Below are 24162 nucleotides of genomic sequence, written 5' to 3'. Positions count from 1 at the left end.
TGACTCAGCGGGTGAACACCGCGACGGTCCGCGCCGGGACGGTGAACGTGCCCGAACCGGTCGTGAACGAGGCGGACTTCACGATTTCGTCGGCGCCTGCGGCCTGTACCGGGTGGAGGTGGTAGGGAGTGCCGGCGAGGGTGCCGATGCGCTGTCGCTGCTGTTGCGGGGTGGCGTTGAAGACGATGACGAGGTCGCCGAGTCTCATGGTGATGACGCCGGGTGTCTCGTCCTTGCCGGACAGCGGGAAGGACAGCCGCCGCTGGACCTCGGTGGCGGTGGTCAGGGAGAACGCCTTCTCGGTGGTGCGGATCTTCAGCAGGTCCCGGTAGGCGGCGGAGGCGGCGGTGATGTCCGCACAGCCGGCCTTCACCGTGGTGAGCAGGGGCCTGGCGTGGTCCCACTTGGAGCGGTTGTCGGCGGCCGGGGGCAGGCCGCGGCCGAAGCCGTTGCCGTCGGCGCAGTTCCAGTGGATCGCGTTGAACCAGTCCCCGCTGTCGAAGGAGTTGCGGTCCAGGGACTTCGACCGCAGCAGGTCGCTGCCGGCCTGGGACAGCGCCGGTCCCTGGGACAGCGCGGCCGTCGCCATGGCCAGCACCTGCATCCGGGCCCGGCCGGCGGCGGGAGTGTCCGTGGGGAGTTTGTAGGCCAGCGCGTCGAACAGCGACTCGTTGTCGTGCGCGTCCACGTAGGCGAGGGCGTCACCGGGGGCGTCGGCGTATCCGGCGGGCGCGCCGTTGTAGTCCACCTCCGCGCCGGTGACCGTCCTGCCGCCGGTGTCCGTGAAACGGAACCGCGCCAGGTTCCCGGTGAGCCCCACCTTGATCAGGTCCTGGTAATGCAGCAGCCGGGCCCGCTGCTCCTGCTCCGTGCCGTTGGCGGCGGAGGCGTTGGGGTCGGTGTACAGCCCGGAGGCGAAACCCTGCACACCCGGGTCGGCGTCGAAGGGAGTACCGCCGCGCACCGCGTCCCGGGCCCGGTCGGAGAACGTGGCGATCCCGGTGCCGGCCATGTTCTTCTGCGTGGCCTGGACGAACCGGGCGTCGTCGGCGACCTCGCCGAAGTTCCAGCCCTCCCCGTACAGGACGATCTTCCTGCCGTCCACGCCGTCCCGCCGCACGTTCAGCGCGTCCAGGGCCTTGCGCACGGCCAGGATGTTGGCCTTGGGCTGGTGGCCCATGAGGTCGAACCGGAACCCGTCGACCTTGTACTGCCTGGCCCAGGTGACGACCGAGTCCACCACCAGCTTGCCCATCATCGCGTTCTCCGTCGCGGTGTTGGCACAGCAGGTGCTGCTCGCCACCGACCCGTCCGCCAGCAGCCGGTGGTAGTAGCCGGGCACGATCCGGTCCAGCACCGACACATCCGCCTGACCGGCGGCCGCCGTGTGGTTGTAGACCACGTCCATCACCACCCGCAGCCCGTCCTCGTTCAAGGCCCGCACCATCCGGCGGAACTCCACCGTCCGGGCCGTACCGTCCGGATCAGAGGCGTAGGAACCCTCCGGAACCGTGTAGTGCAACGGGTCGTAACCCCAGTTGTAAGCGTCTTTCGCCGCCGCCTTGCCCACACACTCCTGCTGCCGCTCGGAATCGGCCGGGAAGGACGCCGGATCACAGTCCGGGACCGCCTGGTCCGCCTTGCGCTCGGGAATTCCCGCGATGTCGAAGGCGGGCAAGAGGTGCACGTACGACGTGCCCGCCTTGGCCAGCTTCCTCAGGTGCCGGGACCCGTCGGCGCCGGTGTCGGTGAACGCCAGGTAGGTGCCCCGGTCCTTCACCGGCACCGTCTTGTCCTCGATGGAGAAGTCCCGGATGTGCAGTTCCTGGATCTGCGCGTCCCGCAGCGGTACGGCCTTGGGCTTGCGCAGCGTCGACCAGCCTGCCGGTGCCAGGGACTTGTCGTCCAGGTCCACGATCAGGCTGCGCTCGGAATCGGCGGTGAGCGCCACCGAGTACGGGTCGGTGACCTTGTTGGTGACCATCTTGCGGACGCTGGGCGCCCACACCGTCACCACGTACCGGTACGGCCGGCCCTTCCAGGACGCCGGCCCGGTGACGGACCACACGCCGGTGGAGTCGTCCCGGTGCATGCGCCTGAGCGAACCGCCGAGTTCCAGCGACACGCTCCGCGCCGTCGGAGCCCACACCGACAGCGTGGGCCGGCCGTGATCGAACACCGGCCCGAGCCGCGCCTTGGTGGCGGCGGAGTAGAGGTCGTCCAGCACACCGGCGCTCTGCACACCGGTCGCGGCCAGCACCGCACCGTTCACCGCCCGCTGCGAGGCCACGAGCCGGCCCCTCAGCGCCTCGCGCACCCGGCCCCGGTCACGCGGGTCCACCGACCAGGCGGCGTAGTCCTTCAGATGCGGGAACCTGGCCTTCTGCGCGTCGGTCAGGGTCGTCTCGGCGAGCCTGATCCGGTGCGTGCGGCCGCCGGGCGACGAGGCGTCCCCGGCGGTGAGGGAGCCGTCCGGGGAGTACAGCAGCTCGGTGGTGGCGGCGCCCGCGACGCCGTTCCAGGCGACGGTGTCCCGGTCGATCCAGACCGCCTTGGAGGTGGTCACATCGACGGCGCCGGTGCCTGTTGCGAGGGGAGCGTGGGCGGCGGCCGGGGGGAGTGCGGCGAGGGGCTGGAGGAGGGCGGCGACGAGCAGGGCACCCGTGACTGCCGCCACGCGCTCACCCCGCTTGCCTCGTCTTCCCCGTCCGGCCTGGTGGGGCGGGCGCTGCACGGGCGTCCGCCGGCTGTGTGTCACGAGTGTGAACTCCTTGTGTGCTGAGGGACAGAGTGGGCGCGACCGTAACCACCGGCGAGCCGTTACAGCAAGAGACTTGAAAGAATCAGCAAAAGACTTCACACATGCTGTCGACGGTTCATCAGTTGTCGGCGAGCTGCCCAGCCACACCTGGCGGCCGTTGCCGACCGGGCTCTTCTCGCCGGGTGCCGGGCCACCGGGTCGCGGAGGTGTGCGGGAGGTGTCTGAAAGGTGTTGTTACGCCAACTGAGCTGGGCGCATGCGACAGTTGCGCACGGTGTTCGGGCAACTGGGTGCGCAGGTCACAAGATTGTCACGTCCCGGGAACCGGGAAGGAATCTGTCTGCAACGTCTTTCGCAAGAGATTGCAACCTTGTATGTTCAACTCGCGCCCGGCGGCCGTTGGTCGAGACACACGGCACCCCGGCCCTGCTCTAGGGATGTTCCGGGCACCCAGATCAAGGAGTTGCTATGCGACGTGGCATATCGATCGCCGCCGCGGTCACCGTGGTCGCCCTCACCGCTTCCGCCTGCGGTGGCTCGGGTGGCGACTCATCGAGCAAGCCGAAGGACCCCAAGGACATCTCCGGGACGATCACGTACTGGGACACCTCGGACGCCGCGACCGAGGCCCCGACGTACAAGGCCCTCATCAAGCAGTTCGAGAACAAGTACCCGAAGATCAAGGTGGACTACCAGAACGTCCCGTTCACCGACATCGAGCAGAAGTTCAAGTCCGCCGCCAAGAGCGGCAAGGGCGCACCGGACGTCGTCCGCACCGACGTGGGTCTGATGGCCGAGTACGCCGAGCTGGGCTACATCGCCCCGCTCGACGGCACCCCGGCCCTGAAGGACACCGGCGACTTCAGCTCCGTTCCGCTGAACACGGCCAAGTACAAGGGCAAGACCTACGGCGTCCCGTCGGTCACCGACACCCTGGGCCTGCTGTACAACAAGAAGCTCCTGAAGCAGGCCGGCATCGCCGAACCCCCGGCCACCTGGGACGAGTTCATCACCGACGCCAAGACCATCAAGCAGAAGACGGGGGCCTACGGCACCTACCTGAACCCCGACTCCTACTTCCTGCTCCCGCTGCTCTACAGCAACGGCGCGGACCTGGCCGACCCCTCGGCCAAGAAGATCACCATCAACGACGGTGCCGCCGTCAAGGCCCTGACCACCGCGAAGAAGATCAACGACGAGGCGTCGATGAAGGTCGACTTCGCGAACGCCTACCAGAACATGCAGGCCGCCTTCAAGAACGGCAAGGTCGCCATGCTGATCCAGGGCCCCTGGTCGGTCGGCGACGACCTGAGCGGCACGGCGTTCAAGGGCGACGAGAAGAACCTCGGCTTCGCGCCCGTCCCGGCCGGCGCCGGCGGCAAGGCCCAGGCCCCGACCGGCGGCCACAACCTCACCGTGTACCAGGGCTCGGGCAATCTGGACGCCAGCTACCTGTTCACGCAGTTCATGACCTCGACGCCGAGCCAGATCGAGATCGCCAAGGGGACCGGCACCCTGCCGACCCGCAAGTCCGCCTACACCAGCGAGGTCACCGGGGACGCCAAGATCGCCGGCTTCCAGCCCCTCCTGGAGAAGACGGCACGCGCACGCGTGGCCCTGCCGCAGGCCGGTTCGCTCTTCACCCCGCTGGCGCAGAACTACGTGAAGATCCTCCAGGGCGACGAGTCGGTCCAAGGCGGCCTCGACACCACCGCCAAGGAGTTCCAGAAGCTCCTGAAAGGCTTCTCCATCGGCTGAACCGCGGCGCACCGCCCGACGGTAACCGAAGGACACGCAGCCCCGGGGGAACCACTTCCCCGCTGCCGCCCCGACCGGGGCTCCCCCGGGGCTGCGGTACCACCCGACTTCGCCCGCGAAAGAGCCGATGAGTATGACGACCGCAACGAGCACCGGAACGACCGACGAGACAGCCCGTGACCACCGCAAACCGCACCGACCACGTGGTACGGCGTTCAGACGCGCATGGGACAGGTACTGGTACGCCTGGGCCATGGTGGCCCCGGTGGCCATCGTCATCGCCCTGCTGGTGCTGTATCCGCTCGGATACGGCTTCTACCAGTCGCTGACCGACGCGAACGAGTCCAACGTCGCCACCACCATCGGCGCCTTCCACCGTCCCGCCACATACGAGTTCGTCGGTCTCGACAACTACTGGCACGTCCTGTCGGGCGCGGACGGCGACTTCTACCCGCGGCTGGCGTGGACGGTCGTGTGGACGGTGTCCTGCGTCGTCCTGCAGGTCGGTCTCGGCATGGGGCTCGCGGTGCTGCTCAACCGCAAGATGCGCCTGCGGGGTTTCTACCGCGCGATGCTGATCCTGCCGTGGGCCGTCCCGTCGTTCATCGGCGTCTTCGCCTGGCGGCTGATGCTCAACTCCCAGTACGGCGTGTTCAACGAGATCATCCAGGCGTTCGGCCTGCCCGCGCAGAACTGGCTCGGCTCCCCGCTGTCCCAGAAGATCGCCGTCATCATGGTCAACGTCTGGATCGGCATCCCCTTCAACATGGTCGCCGTGCTCGGCGGACTCCAGTCGATCCCCAAGGAGTTGTACGAGGCGGCCGAGATGGACGGCGCCTCGCCCTGGCAGCGCTTCCTCAACGTCACCCTGCCCGGACTGCGCCCGGTGTCGAACACCGTGATCCTGCTGGGCTGCATCTGGACGTTCAACATGTTCAACGTCATCTATCTGCTGCTGGGCAACAACACCACCGGCGACACGGACATCCTCGTCACCTTCGCCTTCCACAAGGCGTTCAACGGCGTCTCGGACTACGCGGGAGCGGCGACCTACGGGATCATCATCCTCGCTCTCCTGCTCGCCTTCTCGACCTTCTACCGCCGCAGCACCCTGAAGTCCGAGCAGGCGTAAAGGAGCCATCGTCATGACCGCAGCAACGCACGAGACCGCCGCCGCGCCCGAGGAGACCGTCCCGCTCCCCGCCGCCGTCCGCCGGACCCGCAGGGTGCGCGGCCGGGAGGAACGAGGGCTCGGCGCCTCCGTGGCCCTGCACGCCACCCTGATCCTCGCCACCGTGATCGCGGCCTTCCCCGTGGTATGGGTGTTCTTCATCTCCCTGGGCCCGAAGAACGCCTGGCAGGAGCCGGGCGAGGTGCTGTCGCATCTCGGCTTCCACAACTACAGCGACGTACTGGCCCATTCGGACCTGCTGCAGTGGTTCCTGAACACCGTCATCGTGGCGGCCGGCACCACGGCACTGGGCGTCTTCCTCGCCGCGACCGCCGGCTACGCCGTGTCCCGGATGCGGTTCCCGGGCAGCCGGCAGCTGATGTGGGTCTTCCTGGTCACCCAGATGTTCCCCAGCATCGTGCTCATCGTGCCGCTGTACCTGCTCATGGCCGACCTGCACCTGCTCGACAACTACCTCGGACTGATCCTGGCCTACGCGACCACGGCGGTGCCGTTCTGCGCCTGGATGATGAAGGGCTACTTCGACACCATCCCGAAGGAGATAGACGAGGCCGGACGAGTGGACGGCCTGACTCCCATCGGCACCTTCTGGCGTCTGATCGTGCCGCTGGCCCGGCCCGGTCTCGCGGTGACGGCCTTCTACAGCTTCCTCACCGCGTGGGGCGAGGTCGCGTACGCGACGCAGTTCATGCAGTCCGACCACTACACGCTCGCCGTCGGCATCCGCACCTTCGCCCAGGACCAGCGGCCCGACTGGGCGTGGACGTCGGCCACCGCGATCATCATCACCATCCCGGCCGCCCTCGTGTTCATGCTCGTGCAGCGCAGCCTCGTCTCCGGACTGACGGCCGGCGGCACCAAGTCATGACCGGCACCACCCCGGCCGGACCCCGGCGCCCGCCCACCGAGGACGCGCCTTCGCCGTTATCCTTCCACTCCCCGAGGGAATCCATGACCCAGCACGTCACCGACACAGTCGCCCACGAAGCCCCCGCCCTCGCCTCCCCGGACCGGGAGTGGTGGCGCGACGCGGTCATCTACCAGGTGTATCCGCGCAGTTTCGCCGACAGCAACGGCGACGGAATCGGCGACCTGCCCGGCATCCGCGCACGGCTGCCCTACCTGAAGAAGCTCGGTGTCGACGCCGTGTGGCTGTCGCCGTTCTACGCCTCGCCGCAGGCCGACGGAGGGTACGACGTCGCCGACTACCGGGCCGTGGACCCCATGTTCGGCACCCTCACCGACGCCTACGACCTGGTGCGCGACGCCCACGCGCTGGGGCTGCGGATCATCGTCGACCTGGTGCCCAACCACTGCTCCGACCAGCACGAGTGGTTCAAGCAGGCCCTGCGCGAGGGGCCCGGCTCTCCTCTCCGGGACCGCTTCCACTTCCGGCCGGGCAAGGGCACCGAGGGCGAACTGCCGCCCAACGACTGGGAGTCCATCTTCGGCGGCCCCGCCTGGACCCGGGTCACCGAACCCGACGGCACCCCGGGCGAGTGGTACCTGCACCTCTTCGCGCCCGAACAGCCCGACTTCAACTGGGACCACCCCGCCGTCCACGACGAGTTCCGCTCCATCCTGCGGTTCTGGCTGGACCTGGGCGTCGACGGCTTCCGCGTCGACGTGGCACACGGCCTGGTCAAGGCGGCCGGCCTGCCGGACGTCGGCCACGACGAGCAGGTCAAGCTGCTCGGCACGCGGCCGGTACCGTACTTCGACCAGGACGGCGTGCACGACATCTACCGCGGCTGGCGGCGCATCCTCGACGAGTACCACGGCGAACGCATCGCCGTCGCCGAGGCATGGACCCCGACCGTGGAGCGCAGCGCCCTGTACCTGCGACCGGACGAGCTGCACCAGGCCTTCAACTTCGACTACCTGGGCACCGGCTGGGACGCGGCCGGACTGCGCGAGGTCGTCGACCGCTCGCTGCGCGCCATGAACGCCGTACACGCGCCGGCGACCTGGGTGCTGTCCAACCACGACGTGGTGCGGCACGCCACGCGACTCGCGGACGGAGACCCGGCGCGCGGCCTGCGCCGGGCCCGCGCGGCGACCCTGCTGATGCTGGGACTGCCCGGCTCGGCCTACATCTACCAGGGCGAGGAACTCGGCCTGCCCGAGGTCGTCGACCTGCCCGACGAGGTGCGACAGGACCCCGCGTTCTTCCGCACCACGGGCCAGGACGGCACCCGTGACGGCTGCAGGGTGCCGATCCCGTGGTCCGGCCAGGTTCCGCCGTACGGCTTCGGTCCCGTCGAGGGCGGCCCGACCTGGCTGCCGCAGCCGGCGGACTGGACACACCTGACCGTCGAGGCGCAGGAGGGCGACGCGGCCTCCACGCTGGAGTTCTACCGCAGGGCACTCGCCATCCGCCGCGAGCACCCGGCGCTGGGCGCGGGCCGCCAGATCACCTGGCTGGACGCTCCGGAAGGAGTCCTGGCCTTCCGCCGCGACAGCGAGCACGGCTCCTTCATCTGCACGGTCAACTTCACCGCCGCCCCCGTCACGCTGACCACGCCCGGCACGCTGCTGCTCGCCGGTGCCGACGTGGAGCCGGGCGCCGGTACGACAGCACTGCCCGGGGAGTGCGCCGTCTGGTGGGCAGCCTGACATGCGGCCGGTACAGACCGTCCCCGTGACGATCCGGCTCGCCGACATCGCCGCACAGGCCGGGGTGAGCGAGGCGACCGTCAGCCGGGTCCTCAACGGAAAACCGAGCGTCGCCTCCGGCACCCGCCAGGCCGTGCTCGCCGCACTGGACGTGCTGGGCTACGAACGCCCGGTACGGCTGCGGCAGCGCAGCGAGGGCCTGGTCGGCCTCATCACCCCCGAGCTGGACAACCCCATCTTCCCGGCGCTCGCACAGGTCATCGGACAGGCCCTCACCCGGCAGGGCTACACCCCGGTGCTCGCCACCCAGACACCCGGCGGGTCCACGGAGGACGAACTCACCGAGATGCTCGTGGACCGCGCGGTGGCCGGCATCATCTACGTCTCCGGACTGCACGCGGACACCACCGCCGACACCGGGCGCTACGCCGAGCTGCGCGCCCAGGGTGTGCCGTTCGTGCTCGTGGACGGCTTCTCGGCGAAGGTGCAGGCCCCGTTCATCTCGCCCGACGACCGCGCGGCGATGACCCTGGCGGTGGCCCACCTGGCCTCCCTGGGCCACACCCGCATCGGCCTGGCCGTCGGGCCCCGGCGCTTCGTGCCCGTGCAGCGCAAGATCGAGGGCTTCGTCCGCGCGGTACAGGAGCAGCTGGGTCTGTCGCCGGACATGACCGAGTCGACGCTGATCCAGCACTCCCTCTACAGCCTGGAGGGCGGCCAGGCCGCCGCCGCGGCCCTGATCGAGCGGGGCTGTACGGCGGTGGTCTGTGCCAGCGACATGATGGCGCTCGGAGCGATACGGGCGGCCCGGCAGCGCGGCATGGAGGTCCCCCGGGACTTCTCCGTCGTCGGCTTCGACGACTCGCCCCTGATCGCCTTCACCGACCCGCCCCTGACCACGATCCGCAAACCCGTGCCCGCGATGGGCCAGGCCGCGGTGCGCACGCTGCTGGAAGAGGTCGGCGGCACTCCCGCGCCGCACAGCGAGTTCGTGTTCATGCCGGAGCTGGTGGTACGCGGCTCCACGGCGTCGAGGCCCAAGCTACGCCACAACGCCGCCTGAGCCCCCGGCCGTTGCCGTCGGAAGAGCCGCCCGCGGCGCACCGAGTCCCCCCTCGTGCGCCGCCCGGCGAAGGAACACACTCGGCTTGATGCGGCGATGTCGGGTGATTGCCTGACAGGGGAGGGACGGGTCCGGTAGATGTGTGTGCGTGACTGACTCCACGCCCGAGGACGGCGAGCCCACCTCCTTCATCGAGAAGACGAAGAACCTGTACGGCAAGCACAAGGGCAAGATCCTCGCCGCCGGCACCGCCCTCGGCGGCGTGGCCCTGACCGCCGTTGTCCTGGCCGCCAGGAAGGCCATGGAACAGAACGCCACCGAGGACATCGGGGACGGTGAGGACACCGGGGACACCGGGTCGTCCGCCGACTCCGCCGCCGAGGACGAGCGACGCAAACCCCCCGTCAGGCACCCGGTGACCGGGCACACGAGGACGCTCGCCGACGGCCGCGTTGTTCCCGTTGCGGGGTACGAGCGGGGCGGCTCCTCGGATGACGAGGACGAGGACGAGGACGAGGACCCCGGCGAAGCCGCAGCCTGAGCGCCGGCGGTAAGGGCACCGCGACCTCGTCTTCCTGTGCCGTTCCGGCGGAGCCGCTGCGGAACGCAGGGTCCGCGGTGTATTCGGCAGAAGCCTCCAGGGAAGTCGGACGGGAGGAGTCGGGAGGTGTCTGCCGTGGGCGATGAGGGCTTGCTCCTGGACGAGGTGCTGCGGGCGGCGGAGGACGCCGCGCCGGTGGAGTCGGTGGACGTGATCGCCCGAGAGCTGGAGAAGCGGTGCTCGGCGAGCGAGGTCTCGCTCTGGCTCGTGGACATGCTCGGACAGGAAGCCGTACGGCTGCCCAGAACCGACGCGGCCGGGCAAGCGCCCGGTCAGGCGGAGAGACGCGAGCTGGCGGGCAGCCTCTACGACCGGGTACTGCGTTCCCAGCACCTGCACCAGGAACCGGCCGGAGAGGGCCGCCGCCGGCTCGCGGCCCCGGTGACCAACCGCGGCGACTGCATCGGCGTCCTGGACCTGGTGGTGCCCCGGGCGGACGACGCGCTGTGCGAGGCGGTGACACGGGCCGCACACGCGCTCGCGTACATCGTGGTGACCGACCGCCGCTTCACCGACCTCTACCACTGGGGACGGCGCACCTCGACGATGAGCCTGGCCGCGGAGATCCAGCACCAGCTGCTGCCCTCGGCGTCCTGCTGCGAGGCAGCGCAGTTCACCCTGGCCGCGGGCCTGGTCCCCGCCGACGACATCGGCGGCGACACCTACGACTACGCCCTCGACCAGGACGCCCTCTACCTGTCGATCACCGATGCCATGGGCCATGACACCGACTCCGCGCTGCTGGCCACACTGACGGTGAACGCCCTGCGCAGAGCCCGCCGGGACGGAGACGGCGTCCTCGACCAGGCGTACGCCGCCCACCGGGCGATCACCAGGTACAGCCGCGGCATGACCACCGGGCAGCTGCTGCGGGTCCGGCTCGGCACCGGCGCCTGCGAGCTGGTCAACGCCGGCCATCCCTGGCCCCTGCTACTGCGCGGCGGCCGCGCGGAGGAACTGGTCATCAAGGTGGCATGCCGTTCGGGGTGCCGGCCCCGGTCACCTACGAGGTGCAGCGGCTTCGTCTGGAGCCCGGCGACCGTCTCATCATGATCACCGATGGCATGCACGAACGCGCGGCCGCCTCGGTCGACCTTCTCTCCCTCATACACGCCACTCGCGACGAGCACCCGCGCGAAGTGGTCCGGTACCTGACTTCGGCGGTGCACAAGGCGTGCGGAGGGGCTCTGCCCGACGATGCCACCCTCCTGGTGCTCGACTGGCACGGCAGCCGCTCGACACAGCGCCGCACCAGCGGCGGCTCCAACACCTGACCCGGCAGCGTCCGGCCGGCCGCGCCCACGTCCCGGCCGCGCGGCTGATCCGCCGGGCCGGGCGGGAGGACGGCCGGGTGTGCCGGTTGCGGCCGCTCAGCCCGGGAAGCGGCCGGTGGACCGCAGGTGCCAGCGCCGTTCGGCGTAGGCCAGGTCGTCCCGCCACAACCGGCCGGCCGTGGCACGGAGCAGCGGGCGCAGCAGCGGTGCGGTCCGGCGGGCGGCGGCGAAGCCCGGGCGGGGCGAGGCGGCGACCACCGCCTCGACGACGGCGGTGCGGGGCCGGCCGGCCCCGTCCGGGCCGAGCGGGGTGGCGTGGGTCTCCACGACGGAGCCCGCGCCCTCGCCCTCGGTGACGCGCATGACGACCGTGCGGGGGCCGGGCGCGGTGAAGACGGCGCGGACCGGCACGACCAGTCGGCCCGCCACCTTGAAGGACACGTCGACGGTCAGGGCGTCCGGGCCGTCGTCCGTCGCGCCGGCCGGGTCACCGGGAGTGTCCACCACGGTCAGGTCGACGAACGAGTAGGGGTGCAACCACGCGCCGTGCCACGGATCGAGCCGGTTGGCGACCACGTCCTCCGGCTCACAGACGCCCACGCCGGTGTAGACGGCCGTCACAGCGCGCGCGGGCTCGGGCCGGGGCGGTACGACCGGCGCGTCCAGGGGCTCCTCGCCGCCCACCGCGTCCAGCCGCGCCCACACCAGCACCCCGTCGTCGTACACCGGCAGCGGCGACCAGCCCGCGTACGGACCGCCGTCCAGAGCCAGTCCGTGCCAGTGGCACACCAGCGTGCCGCAGCGCACGGGACTGTCCCGCAGCGGTGCTCCCAGGTGCGGGCAGATGCCCGGTCCGCCGACGGGGCGGCCGTCGGGCCCCCGCCACACCACGATCTCCCGCCCGGCCACGGTCCGCGCCAGTTTGCCGTTGCCTCGCAGGGCGCGGGAGGCGCCGACGACGTACCAGTTCCCGGACGGGCGGGCCTGCGCCCGCTTCAGCGCCCCGGCGATCAGCCCGGGCCGTGCCTCGCGCCAGGTGGGCCGCTGTCCTTCCCAGGGCACGGCATGGCGGCGCAGCGACAGTGGCAGGCGACGGCGGCGGCTCACACGACTTCCCCGGCGGAGCGGACGGCCGTCGCCGGCGGGCGCGAGGCACCGGGCAGGCCGCGGGAGGCCCGAGAGGCCCGGGAGGAGGGAGCCGACCGGTGCGGGGGAGTGGTCCGGGCCCGCAGCCGGGCCGTCGCCAGCCGGGCGAGCCCGTCGGCGGCGACCACCGCTCTGCGCCGCCGCGGCACCACCGACCGCCGGTGCAGCACGGTGTAGCCGTCGCGGGCCACGGCGTCCAGGATGCCGCCGTACAGGACGGCCGCGGTGCGGATGCAGGGCCGGGCCACCGGTTCGAGCAGTTCGATGCCGGGCATCGCCTCCCGGTACACGCCGCGGGTCAGCGCCTCGAACTCCCTGAGCGCGGCGGTGATCCGGCGGTCCGGGCGGCCCGTGGCGCGGCTGAAGGCCAGCAGTTCCCGGTCCACGCCGTGACCGGCGAGCAGGTCGGCGGGCAGATAGACGCGCCCGCGGTCCAGGTCCTCGCCGACGTCCCGCAGGAAGTTGCTCAGCTGGAAGGCGACGCCGAGCGCCGCGGCGTACGGCGCGGCCTCCTCCCGCGGCACCACCGTGCCGAGCACGGGCAGCATCTGGAGCCCGATCACCGCGGCCGAGCCGTGCATGTACGCGCGCAGGTCCGCGTAGGTGGGATAGGACGTCACGACCAGGTCGGAGCGCATGGCGGTCATGAAGTCCCGGAAGTGGGCGTGGTCGATGGCGTAGCGGCGGGCGGTGTCGGCGAGCGCGCGCACCACCGGCTCGCCACCGTCGCCCCGCCGCAGTCCCTGCGCCAGCTCCTCCTGGAGCCGGGCCAGGGCCCGCACCCGTACGTCCGTTCCGGCGCCGGGATCGAGCGAGTCGACGATGTCGTCGGCCCAGCGGGCGAAGCCGTACAGGGCGTGCACGGCGGGCCGGCGCTCGGCGGGCAGCAGCCGGGTGGCGAGGAAGTAGGTCCTGCCGTGCCGGGCGTTGAGGGCGCGGCAGTGGCGGTAGGCCGCGCGCAGCGCCGGATCGTCGATCCCCGCCGCGTCCAGCTCTCGATCGGTCATCCTGTCCTGCCTTCGGTCGCGGGGGCCGTGGGGCCGGCCGGGAGGCTTCCCGGCGGCGGGGACTGCCGCGCGGCAGCCGGGGAGGCCGGCGGCTCCTGCGCGGCGGTGCGGCGGCGGGGAGGCTCCTCGTGCGCTCGCGCGGCGGCGGCCGGCTCCTGCCGGCCGGCACGGAAGCCCGTGCCGGCCGGAGCGTCGACGCGTTCCTGGAGAGTCGTGGCCGGACAGGGGCGCGGGTGGCTGCCGCCGCGGCCGGGTACGCCCGTGACGCGGGCCGCGGCCAGCTTCCCCGAGAGCAGGACGGTGGGCACGCCGACGCCGGGCGTGGTGCCGCAGCCGGCCAGGACCGCGTTCTCCGTGCCGCGCACCAGATTGCGTGGCCGGAACGGGCCGGTCTGCGCGAAGGTGTGGGCGACGGAGAACGGGGTTCCGGCGGCGTGCCCGTGCGCGTGCCAGTCGGCCGGTGTGACCAGGCACTCCTCCTCGATGGCGGCCTCGATGCCGTCCAGTCCGCGCCGTTCCAGCTCCCGCAGCAGCGTGTCCCGGTAGCGCGGGCCGAGGTCGGACCAGGCCGCCGCGTCCGGGCCGATGTCGGTGTTGGGACACGGGGCGAGGATGTAGTGCAGGTGACGGCCCGGTGGCGCGAGAGAGGGATCGGTGGCGGTGGGGCGGGTGACGAGCAGCGACGGGTCGCTCATCAGGTTCCCGGAACGGGTGAGTTCGTCGAAAGTGCGGTGCCACGCCGCGCCGAAGGAGATCGTGTGGTGGGCGAGGCGGGGCCAGGTGCGGTCCGTGCCGGCGTGCAGCACGACCGCGGAAGGGGAGTGGCGCAGTCCGCGCGGTCTGCGCGGCCGGCGGCCGAGCAGCCGGTAGGCGACGGGCAGGTCCGGGGTGAGGACGACCGCGTCGCACGGGATGCGGCCGGCGTCGGTGACGACGGCGGTGACGCGCTCGCCCGACCTCTCCAGGCGGATCACCGGCTGTCCGAACCGCAGCTCGGCACCGGCCGTGGCAGCCGCTTCCGCCATCGCCCGCGGCAGGGCGTGCATGCCGCCCCGGGGGAAGTACACGCCGGCGACGGTGTCCATGTAGGCGATGACCGCGTAGGCGGCCAGCGCCCGCGCCGGAGGCACACCCGCGTACAGGGCCTGGAAGGAGAACACCCGGCGCAGCCGTTCGTCGCTCAGGAAACGGCCGATGCGGGCGTCCAGGCGGCCGAAGCCGCCGAGGGCGGCCAGCCGGGCGAGATCGGAGCGGAGCAGGCCGAGCGGCGAGTCGAAGTTGGCGTCGATGAAGCGGCGCACCTGCGCCGCGTACAGCCGCTGGAGCCAGTCGCGCAGCCGCCGGTAGCCCGCCGCCTCGGCCGCCCCGGCGAACCGCTCCACCTCCGCGGCCATCGCGTCCGCGCCGCTGTGCACGTCGAGGCTGCTGCCGTCCGCGAAGCAGGCCCGGTAGGCCGGGTGCAGGGGGATCAGCTCGACCCGCTCGTACAGGCTGTCGCCGACGGCGGCGAACGCCTCGTCGGCCAGGTCGGGCATGGTCAGCACGGTCGGCCCGGTGTCGATCCGGTAACCGGCCAGGTCGAGGCGTCCGGCCCGGCCGCCGGGCAGCTCCTCGCGCTCGACCACCGTGACCCGCCGTCCGGCGCCCAGCAGGTGCAGCGCCGCCGACAGCCCGGCGAGTCCGGCGCCGACGACCACCACGTGGTCCGTGCGACCGGGCACCGTGCGGGTCACCGTTCATCCTCCGCGCCGCCGCGGGCACGGGCCGGGCCGCGCGCCGGCCGCGGACCTGCGGCGGCGGCCGCTTCCGGCCGCGCCCCCGCCGTCGCCAGCAGCAGATCGCGCAGCGGCCCGCCGCCCTCCGCATCGAGGACGGCGCGGTCGAAGTGCCGCAGCCCCTGCGCGGCCAGCCGGTCCACCTCGGCCTCCACGGTGGCGCGCGCACCCGTCGCGACCAGCACCTCCCGCACCTCGTCCAGGCCGCGATCGGTGAGCGCCGGATCACCGAGCCACCGGTCCAGGACGGCCGGCGCGATGCCGTCACCGGCGGCCTCCGCCCGTGCGCGGGCGACCGCGACCAGATAGGTGGGCTTGCCCTCCCGGATGTCGCCGCCGCACGCCTTGCCGGTCTCCCGAGGGTCGCCGAAGACGTCGTCCAGGTCGTCGCGCAGCTGGAACGCCATGCCGACACAGCGCCCGGCGGCGCCCAGCCGGCGCAGCGTCACCTCGTCCGCGCCCGCCACTGCGGCGCCCAGGGCGAGGGGCCGCTCGACCGAGTACAGGGCGCTCTTCAGGCAGGCGGCGCGCAGCACACGGGGCAGCGACGGGACCGCCGAGATCTGGCCCTGTACGTCGAGGTACTGGCCCGCCACCATCTCCGTGCGCATGTCGCTCCACAGCCGCCGCACCACCTCGCCCGTCCCCGGCGCCAGCGGTGTCTCCGCCATCAGATCGTCGGCCCAGGCCAGCGCGAGGTCCCCGGCGAGGACCGCCGCCGACTGCCCGAACCGCCCGGCCCGCCCGGGCCCGACCCGGTCGGCGTGCCGGTCGGTCAGGTCCGTGTGCAGCGTGGGCCGGCCACGCCGCAGTACGGCCCGGTCCATCACGTCGTCGTGGACGAGCGCGCACGTCTGGAGCAGCTCCAGGGCGCCTCCGATCCGCAGGGCCGCCGCCGCGGCCGCCCGGTCCCGGCCGGCACAGGCCCGCGAGGCCCACCACACCAGCCGCGCGCGCGTGCGCTTGCCACCCTGGAGAGTGAAGCCTGCCACCCGTTCGGCCAGTTCCTCGGCGAACAGGGGATCCGTCAGCCGTGCCCGGCGCAGGCGCTCCGCCAGCACCCGGCCGAGCAGCCGGCCGACGGCGCCGGGCACGTCGGCGTCGATCCGGCGCACCTCGGCGGACCCGGCCGGCACCGGAACGCCCTCCGCGACGCGGTGCCCCTCCCCGTCGTCGGCCACCGTCCCGTGCGCACATGACGCCACGGGCGACGCCGCGCCCGGCTGCGGCGGCGCGGTCGCGGGGTGGTCCTTCGCGTGGGTGGGCCGCATCCCGGTTCCCTCCGTCGTGTTCGTATCCCTCGTGCCGTCACCCTCTGCTTCGGCGCGGACGGACACGTGGACGCCCCACGCGATCGCGCGGACGCCGGGGATCCGCCCCCTCCACCGTGCCCCGTCCGGCGCCCGGCCGCTCGCCGCCAGGGGGCGGCCTGCATCCGCCGGGGTACACATTCCGCGGTACCGGGCCCCCGGCCGGCCGTGGCGTGCCGCGGCCGGACCGGAGAGGCGAGGACACCGAGGAAGGGAGGAACCGTGCCGGACACCGACGTGGCCGTCGTGGGTGCGGGCGCCGCCGGGCTGTCGCTGGCCCACCGGCTCTCCGGCGGCGTTCCCGGCCTGCGGACACCGTCGGTGGTGCTGGTGGACGCGCCGCCCGGCCCGCTGCGGCCGCCTCCGCGGACCTGGTGCTACTGGACGGCGGGAGCGGGACGGTTCGACGCGGCGGTGCGGGCCGAGTGGCGGCGGCTGAGGGTCCGCCCGCGCACCGGCGCGCCGGTCGAGGGCGACATCGACCCGCTGCGGTACCGCATGATCCGCTCCGACGACTTCGAGCGCCTGGTCTCCCGGGACCTGGCCCGCAGCCCCAACGTGCGGCGCCTCGAAGCGACCGTCGAAGCGGTGGAGGACGTGCCCGGCGGCGCGCACGTCCACCTGAGGGACACCGACGGCCGGGCGCGGGTGCTCAGCGCCCGCTGGGTGCTCGACTCCCGCCCCCCGGGCAGCCTCCCGGCCGCCCGCACCACCCTGCTCCAGCACTTCCACGGCTGGTTCGTGCGCACCGCCCGGCCCGTCTTCGACCCGGCCGCCGTGGAACTGATGGACTTCCGTACCCCGCAGCCCGCCCACGGCCTGTCCTTCGGCTACGTCCTGCCGACCGGGCCGTGCGAGGCGCTCGTGGAGTACACCGAGTTCTCCCGGCACACCCTGACCCCGGACCGTTACGAGGCCGCCGTGCGGCACTACGCCGACGAGGTGCTGCGGCTCGGCGAACGGCAGGTGCTGGCCACCGAGACCGGTGTCATCCCGATGACCGACGCGCCGATCGCCCGGCAGACCGGAGCCTCGGTCTTCCGCATCGGCGCCGCCGGCGGAGCGACCCGTCCCGCCACCGGCTACACCTTCGCCGGACTGCAACGCCAGACCGGCGCCGTCGCCGCCGCCCTGCGCCACGGCCGCCGCCCGGTGCCGCCCGCCGCCCACCCGGCGCGCTCCCGCGTCATGGACGCCGTCCTGCTGCGCGCGCTGGACAGCGGCCGGGCCGACGGCGCGGACCTGTTCGGGCGCCTCTTCGCCCGCGTGCCCATGGCACGGCTGCTGCGCTTCCTCGACGGGGACACCCGCCCGCACGAGGACCTGTCCATCGGCCTGCGTACGCCCGTCAAGCCGATGCTGCGCTCCGCCCTGGAACTGCCCCGCCTGCCCCGCCGTCCCTTCGACCTGCCCCCGCCACCGCATCCGCCGACGTCCGCCCCGCACCTCCCCCCGACGGAGACCGCATGACACTGCTGCGCGACGAGCACCTCGCCGCCGCCTTCGACCACGCCGCCCGCGGCTATGACGCGCTGGTGGCCGCCAACCCCGGCTACCACGCCCACCTGCGCCGCTCGGTGCGCCGGCTCGGCCTGCCCGGACAGGGCCGGGGGCTGCGCCTGCTCGACCTCGGCTGCGGTACCGGCGCCTCCACCGCCGCGCTGCGCTCCGTCCTGCCCGCCGCCGGCATCACGGCCGTGGACGCCTCGGCCGGCATGCTCCGGAGGGCCGCGGCCAAACCGTGGGCGGACGGGGTGACCTTCGTGCACGCCCCGGCCGAGCGGCTGTCCGAGGCCGGGGTGTCCGGCCCGTTCGACGCGGTGTTCGCGGCCTACCTCTTCCGCAACGTCACCGACCCCGACGCCGTGCTCGCCGCCGTGCGCGGGCTGCTGCGGCCGGGCGGCCGGCTCGGTGTGCACGAGTACACCCTCCGCGGGCGGCGCGCGGACCGCGTGGTGTGGACGCTGGTGTGCCGAGGCGTGGTGCGGCCCGTCGCGGCTGTGCTGGGGGACGGGCCGCTGTACCGGCACCTGTGGCGCAGCGTGGTGGACTTCGACACCGCCGGGCGGTTCGCGCGACGGCTCGGCGCGGCCGGCTTCGACCAGGTCCGCGCCCTGCCGCTGCCGGGCTGGCAGACGGGCATCACCCACACCTTCGTCGCCCGCCGGGCGCACGTCCCCGGGGAGGACGCATGAGGACCCGGAGCCAGGGCGCCGCGCGCCCGGGCCGCGACCGGCGGGCCCGGGTCCTGCCCGCCCGGCCGGGCACCGCCCGCGTGCAGGGACCTCCGCCGTCGGTGGCGGTGGTCGGCGCGGGCATCGCGGGCCTGGCCGCCGCCACCGTGCTCGCCGAGCGAGGGGTGGCCGTCACCGTGTACGAGAAGCGGCCGTACCTCGGCGGGCGGGTCGGCGGATGGCCGGCCGAACTGCGCGACGGCACCACGGTGACCATGAGCCGCGGCTTCCACGCGTTCTTCCGCCAGTACTACAACCTGCGCGGGCTGCTGCGCCGGACCGACCCCGGACTGGAGCGGCTCACCGGCCTTCCGGACTACCCGCTGCGCCACGCCGCCGGCCTGCGCGACAGCTTCCGGCACGTCCCGCGCACCCCGCCGCTCAGCGCGCTCGGCTTCGCGGCGCTCAGCCCCTCCTTCCGGCTCGCGGACCTGCGCGCGATGGACCCGCGGGGGGCCCTGCCCCTGCTCGACGTGCGCGTGCCGGAGATCTACGACAGCCTGGACGGCACCAGCGCCCACGCCTTCCTGGACGCCGTGGGCTTCCCCGAAAGCGCCCGTCACCTGGCCTTCGAGGTGTTCTCCCGGAGCTTTTTCGCCGACCCGCGGCAGCTGTCGGCGGCCGAGATGGCGCTGATGTTCCACATCTACTTCCTGGGCTCCGCCGAGGGGCTGTTGTTCGACGTGCCCCGCGCCCCCTTCCCGGCCGCCCTGTGGGACCCGCTCGCCCGCCATCTGGCCCGGCACCACGCCGAGGTGCGCACCGGAACGGCCGTCGAGCACATCGCGCCCACCCGGGACGGCGGTCTCGTGGCCGCCACCGGCCGGGACGAGCGCCGCTACGACGCGGTCGTCCTCGCCCTCGACACCGCCGGGCTGCGCTCGCTGGCCGGGCGCTGCGGACAGCTGGGCGACGCGCCCTGGCGCGAGCGCATCGGACGGCTGCGCACCGCTCCGCCGTTCCTGGTCAGCCGACTGTGGCTGGACCGGCCCGTCGCACCCGACCGGCCCGGCTTCCTCGGCACCAGCGGCTTCGGCACCCTCGACAACATCAGCGTGCCGGAACGCTACGAGGACGAGGCGGCCCGGTGGAGCGCGCGCAGCGGAGGTTCCGTCGTCGAGTTGCACGCCTACGCCGTACCGCCCGAAGCCGCCCGGGACGTGGAACAGAAGCGCCTGCTCGAACAATTGCGCCGCGTCTATCCGGAGACCGGCCCGGCCACGGTCCTCGACGCCCGTCACGAGTGGCACACGGACTGCCCCCTGTTCCCGGTGGACGGCTACGGCGACCGCCCCACCGTCCGCACCCCGCACCCCCGGCTGGTCGTGGCCGGAGACCTGGTCCGCACCGGCCTGCCCGTGGCGCTCATGGAACGGGCCGCCACGAGCGGTTTCCTCGCGGCCAACGTCCTGCTGGAGCGGTGGGGAGTGCGGGGCCAGACGCTGTGGACGGTGCCGGACCGCGGGCGAAGCGCACTTCTCCGGGCCCTGGCCACGTGGGGGCGGCAGCCCGCCGTTCGCGGACGAGCGCGGCAAGGCGTGGTCTGATGCGCGCCGGGCCGCATGCGTCAGGACACCGGCTGGGACCGGTTCCGAGGCAGCCTCCGTGCCTGTCCCACGGCGACCTGCGGCGGGAGAACGTCGTCGCCGCACAGGACGGTGCTGTGGGCCGCCACCGGGCGCACGGGCCGCGCCGACGTAGTGCTCGCTACCGCGGCGGAGCGGGCCGGCCGCGCGCCGAGGACGTGTAGGCCTCCCAGTCGGCGCGTCCGCCCGCGCCCATGACTCCCGTGCCGGCCGTGAAACCGGCGGCGGGTGTGCGGCGCATCTCGCGGCGGGCGACGTGCGTGACCAGGGCGGGGAAGAGCGGTCGCAGCGGCTGGCACCAGCGCAGCCAGGGCGGGGCGTAGACGTGGACGGCGCGGCGCTCCACACCGGCCGCGAGCCAGTCGGCGACCTGGCCCGCCGTGTGCACCCGGCGGGCGAACCGCGGCTGGTGGGCGCGCAGGGCGCGCAGCACCGGGTGCTCGTCCAGGTCGGTGAGCATGTCGGTCGCGGTCCAGTGCAGGTAGGCGATGCCGACGGTGATCCCGTCGGGCTCGACCTCGCCGCGCAGGGCCCGGGCGAAGGACTCCGCGCCCGCCTTGGACGCGCAGTAGGCGCTCATCATGGGTGCCGAACCGAACGCGGCGGTGGAGTCGATCTGGAGGAAGTAGCCGCGCGTGCGGGCGAGCTGCGGCAGGAAGGCGCGGGCAGTGTTGGCGGAGCCGACCAGATTGACGTCGATGACTCGCCGCCACAGACCGGCGTCGGTCAGCCGGAAGGGGCCGCCGGCCGCGACGCCCGCGTTGGCGACGACCACGGACGCGTCACCGAGCCGGTCCGCCACCTGGCGCGCGGCCTCGTCGAGTGCCTCCGGCTCGGTGACGTCGCACTCGACGCACAGGCTCGGGGTGCCGAGCGAGGCGGCGGCGGCGCGCAGGGTCTGTGCCTCGCGGCCGAGCAGGGCGACGCGCATGCCGGCGGCGGAAAGGCGACGCGTCAGGGCCTCGCCGACCCCGCGGGCCGCTCCGGTGACGACGGCGACACGGCCCCGCAGGACCGAGTCGCGGGGGACCGCGGTGCCGGGCCGTGGCCGCGAGGTGGGAGACATGGGCGTTCCTCGCTCCGGGTGGTGCGCGGGCGGGGCGCGGAGCGTCCGTGGACGTCCGGCGCCGCTGTCACGCGCGGGGTGACCACGAGTACCCGGGGCGGCGTCCGCGTACGCACCCGTCGGCTTCCGGAGCCACGGCGTGCGTACCGCCTTCCGTGTGGTGCGGTCAGCGTGCGCGGCGGCCGGGCCGGATGCGTACCTAGGCGCGGCGAAGCCGACGAGTGGGGCGGGGGCGGGGGTGGCGGTGCCGGTTTTCGGGCCGGTCGGGCCGGCCGTTCCTCGGAGTCACGTCGTGCGCCACCGCCTTACGTGCGGTGTGGTCAGCGTTCCGTGCGATGTGGGCAGCGTGTGCGGCGGCCCGGCCGGACGCGTACGGTTCGCCGGTCGGGTGAGGGCATGGCGTCGCGCGCGGCGAAGCCGACGAGCGGTGCGGCGGTGCCGGGTTGGGGCCGGTCGCGCTGCCGGTTCCTCGGAGTCACGTCGTGCGTACCGCCTTCCGTGCGGTGTGGTCGGCGTGTGCGGCGGGCCGGGCCGGATGTGTACAACCCGGTGAGCGGGGCGGCGGTGCCGGGTTTCAGGCCAGCCGTGCCGCGAGGCCTCCGGTGCACCGCACCTCGTCGCCGGCCGTGATCAGCAGCGCCTCCACGTCCGGCAGCGACTCCAGCCATGCCAGGCCCGCCCGCGAGCCCCTCGCGAACGCCGCCGTGGCCCAGCAGTCCGTCCAGGTCAGCCGGGGGCCGACGACGGTCACCGCGACCAGGTCCGTCTCCGCCGGCCTGCCGGTGCGCGGGTCGATGATGTGCGCGCCCCGCTCGGCCGTCCCGGACGTCGCCACCGACAACTCCTCCGCGCCCGCAGCCGAGATCACCGCCGCGAGGCCGCCCGGGCGGAGCGGATCGGCGATCCCCACCCGCCACGGCCGCCGCGGCTCCGGCGAGCCCAGCAGCTGCACGTCACCGCCTCCGTTGACGCCGACCCCGCACACACCCGGCACTCCGGCCAGCAGCCGCGCCGCCCGCTCCGTCGCCCAGCCCTTGACGATGCCGGTGGGGTCCGGGACTCCCCGGTACCGGGTGGCGAACCAGCCGCCGCTCACCCGCTCCGCCTCGGCCGCCAGGTCCAGCACCTCCGTCACCTCGGGGGCGCACCGGGCCGGCTCCAGCTCACCCCGGGCCAGCCGCGCGACCTCGCTGTTCTCCCGGTAGGTGCTGAACAACATGTCGGCCCGGTGCAGCCCGGCCACCGCCTCGGCGAGCGCCGCCCGCACCGCACCGGGCTCCCCGCCGCGGACGTCGAAGGAGAAGACCGTCCCCATGACCTCCTCCGTGTGACGCACCGCGGCGGGAGCCTCCGCCCACTCGGCCACCGGATCAGCCACCGGCCCGGTCCGGCGCCGACCGCCTGTCACCGGTACCGGCGCAGGCCGCGCCGGACACGGGGTCGACGGGAGCGATGCCGGGCCGGGAGACAGCCGGCGAGCGGCGCTTGCGCGTGATCACGGTTCCTCCGCGGGGACTCGACCCTTCGCCCACGGATACGTGCCGGGCCGCCCGGGTGTTCACCGTCCCGCCGAGCCCGGCGCGGACTGAAGAGACCGACTGGAGCCGGTGCTCGCCCGCTGCCGGAGCCGTCGCCGCCGGCCTGCACCGCGCCGGCGGCTCGGGTGCCGGTGTGTCCTCCTCGGACAGCACTGCGCCGCCCGGGCCATCGTCCGGGCGGCGCAGTGCTGTCGGGCGAGCCGGTCACCGGGCCCGGCCGGGGAGGCGGCGGTGCGGGGAGGGGTCAGCCGGGCAGGCTCACCGTCGCGCCGACCTTCTGCAGAATCGATTCCCCGGCGATGACGGGAGACAGGCCCGCGCCCCCGCCCACCGGTGCGGGCAACGGGACGATCTCGGCGTCGGGGTCGGTCTCGAAGAAGTACACGAGGGAGACCAGTTCCTCGTCCGGCGCGAGGCTGCTGGGCGCGAGGACGCGATGGCGCAGGGCCCGCCAGCGGCCGTCCGTCCACAGCGACATCAGGTCGCCGAGGTTGACGACCAGAGTGCCCGGCTCGAAGGGCGGCTCGAACCAGCCGTCCTCTTCGTTCCACACCTGGAGCCCGCCGACGCCGGGCTGCCGGTCGAGCAGGGACAGCGTGCCGAAGTCCGTGTGCGGCCCGACCCGCATCTGGCCGGGCTGCACCTCGCCCAGGCTGGTCAGTGAGGGATACCAGTTGACGTTCTGCGTCCAGGTGGCCCGCGCGCAGCGCGAGGTGAAGAAGTCCGCCGGCAGGCCGAGGACACCGGCCAGCACTTCCATCACCTGGTGGGCGACGCGGGTCATGTGCCCGGTGTACGCCAGCACCGCCTCACGCAGCGCGGGCCGTTCCTCCGGCCACTTGTTGTCGGGGTAGTACAGCGTGTCGAACGCCGCGTCGCCGGTGCGGTGGCTCGGACCGACGTGGAACGCCTCGTGCAGGTCGGAGGTGTCGGGCTTGCCGTCCAGGGCACCGACCTGGAGCGCGCCCAGTCCGCGCCATCCGTTGTCGTAGGGACGGCTGACCCGGTACCGCTCCTTGTCCTCACGCGGGAGACCGAAGAAGGCGCGTCCCTCGGTGCGCATCCGGTCGGTCAGTTCCTCCGGTATCCCGTGGCCGGCCAGCAGGAACAGGCCGGTCTGCCGCAGGGCCGCGTCCAGTCGCGCGGCGATGGCGGCGCGGTGCGCGGAGTCCGCCTCCTGCCACTCGGTCAGGTCCAGTACGGGAATGTCCTGCGCCATGTCGGGCCGCCTTTCG

General features: G+C 73.3%; 16 protein-coding genes and 2 pseudogenes. 10 read left to right on the top strand and 8 right to left on the bottom strand.

Features of this window, described 5'->3' with window-relative positions; all coding sequences use genetic code 11:
* Positions 1-4: 4 nt before the first annotated feature.
* A pseudogene (gene pulA, locus SCK26_RS01880) lies at positions 5-2575 on the bottom strand (pullulanase-type alpha-1,6-glucosidase); the annotation flags it as partial.
* Positions 2576-3229: 654 nt separating this feature from the next.
* Between pulA and SCK26_RS01875 the strand changes: the two are divergent.
* The 7 genes and pseudogenes from SCK26_RS01875 (at position 3230) to SCK26_RS01845 (ending at position 11265) form a co-directional block, all read left to right on the top strand.
* Complete coding sequence (locus SCK26_RS01875; protein ID WP_318199456.1) at positions 3230-4519, top strand: extracellular solute-binding protein; 1290 nt, start codon at positions 3230-3232, stop codon at positions 4517-4519.
* Between the two features lie 133 nt (positions 4520-4652).
* The gene (locus SCK26_RS01870) at positions 4653-5651 is read left to right on the top strand and encodes a carbohydrate ABC transporter permease (protein ID WP_412080695.1); all 999 of its coding nucleotides are present in this window, start codon (positions 4653-4655) and stop codon (positions 5649-5651) included.
* Between the two features lie 13 nt (positions 5652-5664).
* Positions 5665-6579 carry a carbohydrate ABC transporter permease gene (locus SCK26_RS01865; RefSeq protein WP_318199454.1) on the top strand — a complete coding sequence of 305 codons (915 nt, stop codon included), beginning with the start codon at positions 5665-5667 and terminating at the stop codon, positions 6577-6579.
* A gap of 83 nt (positions 6580-6662) precedes the next feature.
* Positions 6663-8327 carry a glycoside hydrolase family 13 protein gene (locus SCK26_RS01860; protein ID WP_318199453.1) on the top strand — a complete coding sequence of 555 codons (1665 nt, stop codon included), beginning with the start codon at positions 6663-6665 and terminating at the stop codon, positions 8325-8327.
* 25 nt (positions 8328-8352) lie between these two features.
* The gene (locus SCK26_RS01855) at positions 8353-9390 is read left to right on the top strand and encodes a LacI family DNA-binding transcriptional regulator (protein ID WP_318199452.1); all 1038 of its coding nucleotides are present in this window, start codon (positions 8353-8355) and stop codon (positions 9388-9390) included.
* A 148-nt stretch (positions 9391-9538) separates the two neighbouring features.
* The gene (locus tag SCK26_RS01850) at positions 9539-9931 is read left to right on the top strand and encodes a hypothetical protein (protein WP_318199451.1); all 393 of its coding nucleotides are present in this window, start codon (positions 9539-9541) and stop codon (positions 9929-9931) included.
* Between the two features lie 135 nt (positions 9932-10066).
* Positions 10067-11265: pseudogene (locus tag SCK26_RS01845) on the top strand (PP2C family protein-serine/threonine phosphatase).
* Between the two features lie 96 nt (positions 11266-11361).
* Here SCK26_RS01845 and SCK26_RS01840 read toward each other — a convergent pair.
* Genes SCK26_RS01840 through SCK26_RS01825 form a run of 4 tightly spaced genes read right to left on the bottom strand, consistent with a single transcriptional unit; the run spans position 11362 to position 16464 of the window.
* Positions 11362-12372 (bottom strand): DUF5914 domain-containing protein, encoded by a 1011-nt coding sequence (locus SCK26_RS01840; protein WP_318199450.1) that lies wholly within the window; start codon positions 12370-12372, stop codon positions 11362-11364.
* Positions 12369-13418: a phytoene/squalene synthase family protein gene (locus SCK26_RS01835; RefSeq protein ID WP_318199449.1), complete on the bottom strand. Its 1050-nt coding sequence runs from the start codon at positions 13416-13418 to the stop codon at positions 12369-12371. Before SCK26_RS01835 ends, SCK26_RS01840 begins: the two co-directional genes overlap by 4 nt.
* On the bottom strand, positions 13415-15151 hold the full coding sequence (gene crtI, locus SCK26_RS01830) for a phytoene desaturase family protein (protein ID WP_318199448.1): 1737 nt from the start codon (positions 15149-15151) through the stop codon (positions 13415-13417). The genes SCK26_RS01835 and crtI overlap by 4 nt, the downstream gene beginning before the upstream one ends.
* Positions 15148-16464 carry a polyprenyl synthetase family protein gene (locus tag SCK26_RS01825; protein ID WP_318199447.1) on the bottom strand — a complete coding sequence of 439 codons (1317 nt, stop codon included), beginning with the start codon at positions 16462-16464 and terminating at the stop codon, positions 15148-15150. The genes crtI and SCK26_RS01825 overlap by 4 nt, the downstream gene beginning before the upstream one ends.
* A gap of 261 nt (positions 16465-16725) precedes the next feature.
* Here SCK26_RS01825 and SCK26_RS01820 point away from each other — a divergent pair, with 261 nt between their 5' ends.
* From SCK26_RS01820 to SCK26_RS01810, 3 genes are read left to right on the top strand one after another with little or no spacing between them, the layout of a single operon-like run.
* Positions 16726-17973 carry a lycopene cyclase family protein gene (locus SCK26_RS01820; RefSeq protein WP_318199446.1) on the top strand — a complete coding sequence of 416 codons (1248 nt, stop codon included), beginning with the start codon at positions 16726-16728 and terminating at the stop codon, positions 17971-17973.
* Entirely contained in the window at positions 17970-18698 is a 729-nt protein-coding gene (locus SCK26_RS01815; RefSeq protein ID WP_318199445.1) for a class I SAM-dependent methyltransferase, read from the top strand. Before SCK26_RS01820 ends, SCK26_RS01815 begins: the two co-directional genes overlap by 4 nt.
* Positions 18695-20284 (top strand): NAD(P)/FAD-dependent oxidoreductase, encoded by a 1590-nt coding sequence (locus SCK26_RS01810; protein ID WP_318199444.1) that lies wholly within the window; start codon positions 18695-18697, stop codon positions 20282-20284. Before SCK26_RS01815 ends, SCK26_RS01810 begins: the two co-directional genes overlap by 4 nt.
* Before the next feature lie 160 nt (positions 20285-20444).
* Here SCK26_RS01810 and SCK26_RS01805 read toward each other — a convergent pair whose 3' ends face one another.
* The 3 genes from SCK26_RS01805 to SCK26_RS01795 all read right to left on the bottom strand — a co-directional run bounded on the left by SCK26_RS01805 (position 20445) and on the right by SCK26_RS01795 (position 24146).
* Complete coding sequence (locus SCK26_RS01805; protein ID WP_318199443.1) at positions 20445-21389, bottom strand: SDR family oxidoreductase; 945 nt, start codon at positions 21387-21389, stop codon at positions 20445-20447.
* Between the two features lie 574 nt (positions 21390-21963).
* Positions 21964-22704 (bottom strand): FAD:protein FMN transferase, encoded by a 741-nt coding sequence (locus SCK26_RS01800; protein ID WP_412080694.1) that lies wholly within the window; start codon positions 22702-22704, stop codon positions 21964-21966.
* Positions 22705-23171: 467 nt separating this feature from the next.
* Entirely contained in the window at positions 23172-24146 is a 975-nt protein-coding gene (locus tag SCK26_RS01795; RefSeq protein WP_318199441.1) for an isopenicillin N synthase family dioxygenase, read from the bottom strand.
* Between the last annotated feature and the right edge of the window lie 16 nt (positions 24147-24162).

Origin of the sequence: Streptomyces sp. SCL15-4, assembly GCF_033366695.1 — a bacterium.
GTDB lineage: Bacteria > Actinomycetota > Actinomycetes > Streptomycetales > Streptomycetaceae > Streptomyces.
The sequence above is the reverse complement of the archived record's forward strand: the minus strand, read 5'-3'. Positions and strand labels throughout refer to the sequence as shown.

Bases quoted from the DNA above. Each gene is read 5' to 3' on its own strand.
- SCK26_RS01865 (WP_318199454.1), top strand. From the start codon at position 5,665: ATGACCGCAGCAACGCACGAGACCGCCGCCGCGCCCGAGGAGACCGTC.
- SCK26_RS01875 (WP_318199456.1), top strand. From the start codon at position 3,230: ATGCGACGTGGCATATCGATCGCCGCCGCGGTCACCGTGGTCGCCCTC.
- SCK26_RS01815 (WP_318199445.1), top strand. From the start codon at position 17,970: ATGACACTGCTGCGCGACGAGCACCTCGCCGCCGCCTTCGACCACGCC.
- SCK26_RS01870 (WP_412080695.1), top strand. From the start codon at position 4,653: ATGACGACCGCAACGAGCACCGGAACGACCGACGAGACAGCCCGTGAC.
- SCK26_RS01825 (WP_318199447.1), bottom strand. From the start codon at position 16,464: ATGCGGCCCACCCACGCGAAGGACCACCCCGCGACCGCGCCGCCGCAG.
- SCK26_RS01810 (WP_318199444.1), top strand. From the start codon at position 18,695: ATGAGGACCCGGAGCCAGGGCGCCGCGCGCCCGGGCCGCGACCGGCGG.
- SCK26_RS01835 (WP_318199449.1), bottom strand. From the start codon at position 13,418: ATGACCGATCGAGAGCTGGACGCGGCGGGGATCGACGATCCGGCGCTG.
- SCK26_RS01800 (WP_412080694.1), bottom strand. From the start codon at position 22,704: ATGGGGACGGTCTTCTCCTTCGACGTCCGCGGCGGGGAGCCCGGTGCG.
- SCK26_RS01860 (WP_318199453.1), top strand. From the start codon at position 6,663: ATGACCCAGCACGTCACCGACACAGTCGCCCACGAAGCCCCCGCCCTC.
- SCK26_RS01795 (WP_318199441.1), bottom strand. From the start codon at position 24,146: ATGGCGCAGGACATTCCCGTACTGGACCTGACCGAGTGGCAGGAGGCG.
- SCK26_RS01805 (WP_318199443.1), bottom strand. From the start codon at position 21,389: ATGTCTCCCACCTCGCGGCCACGGCCCGGCACCGCGGTCCCCCGCGAC.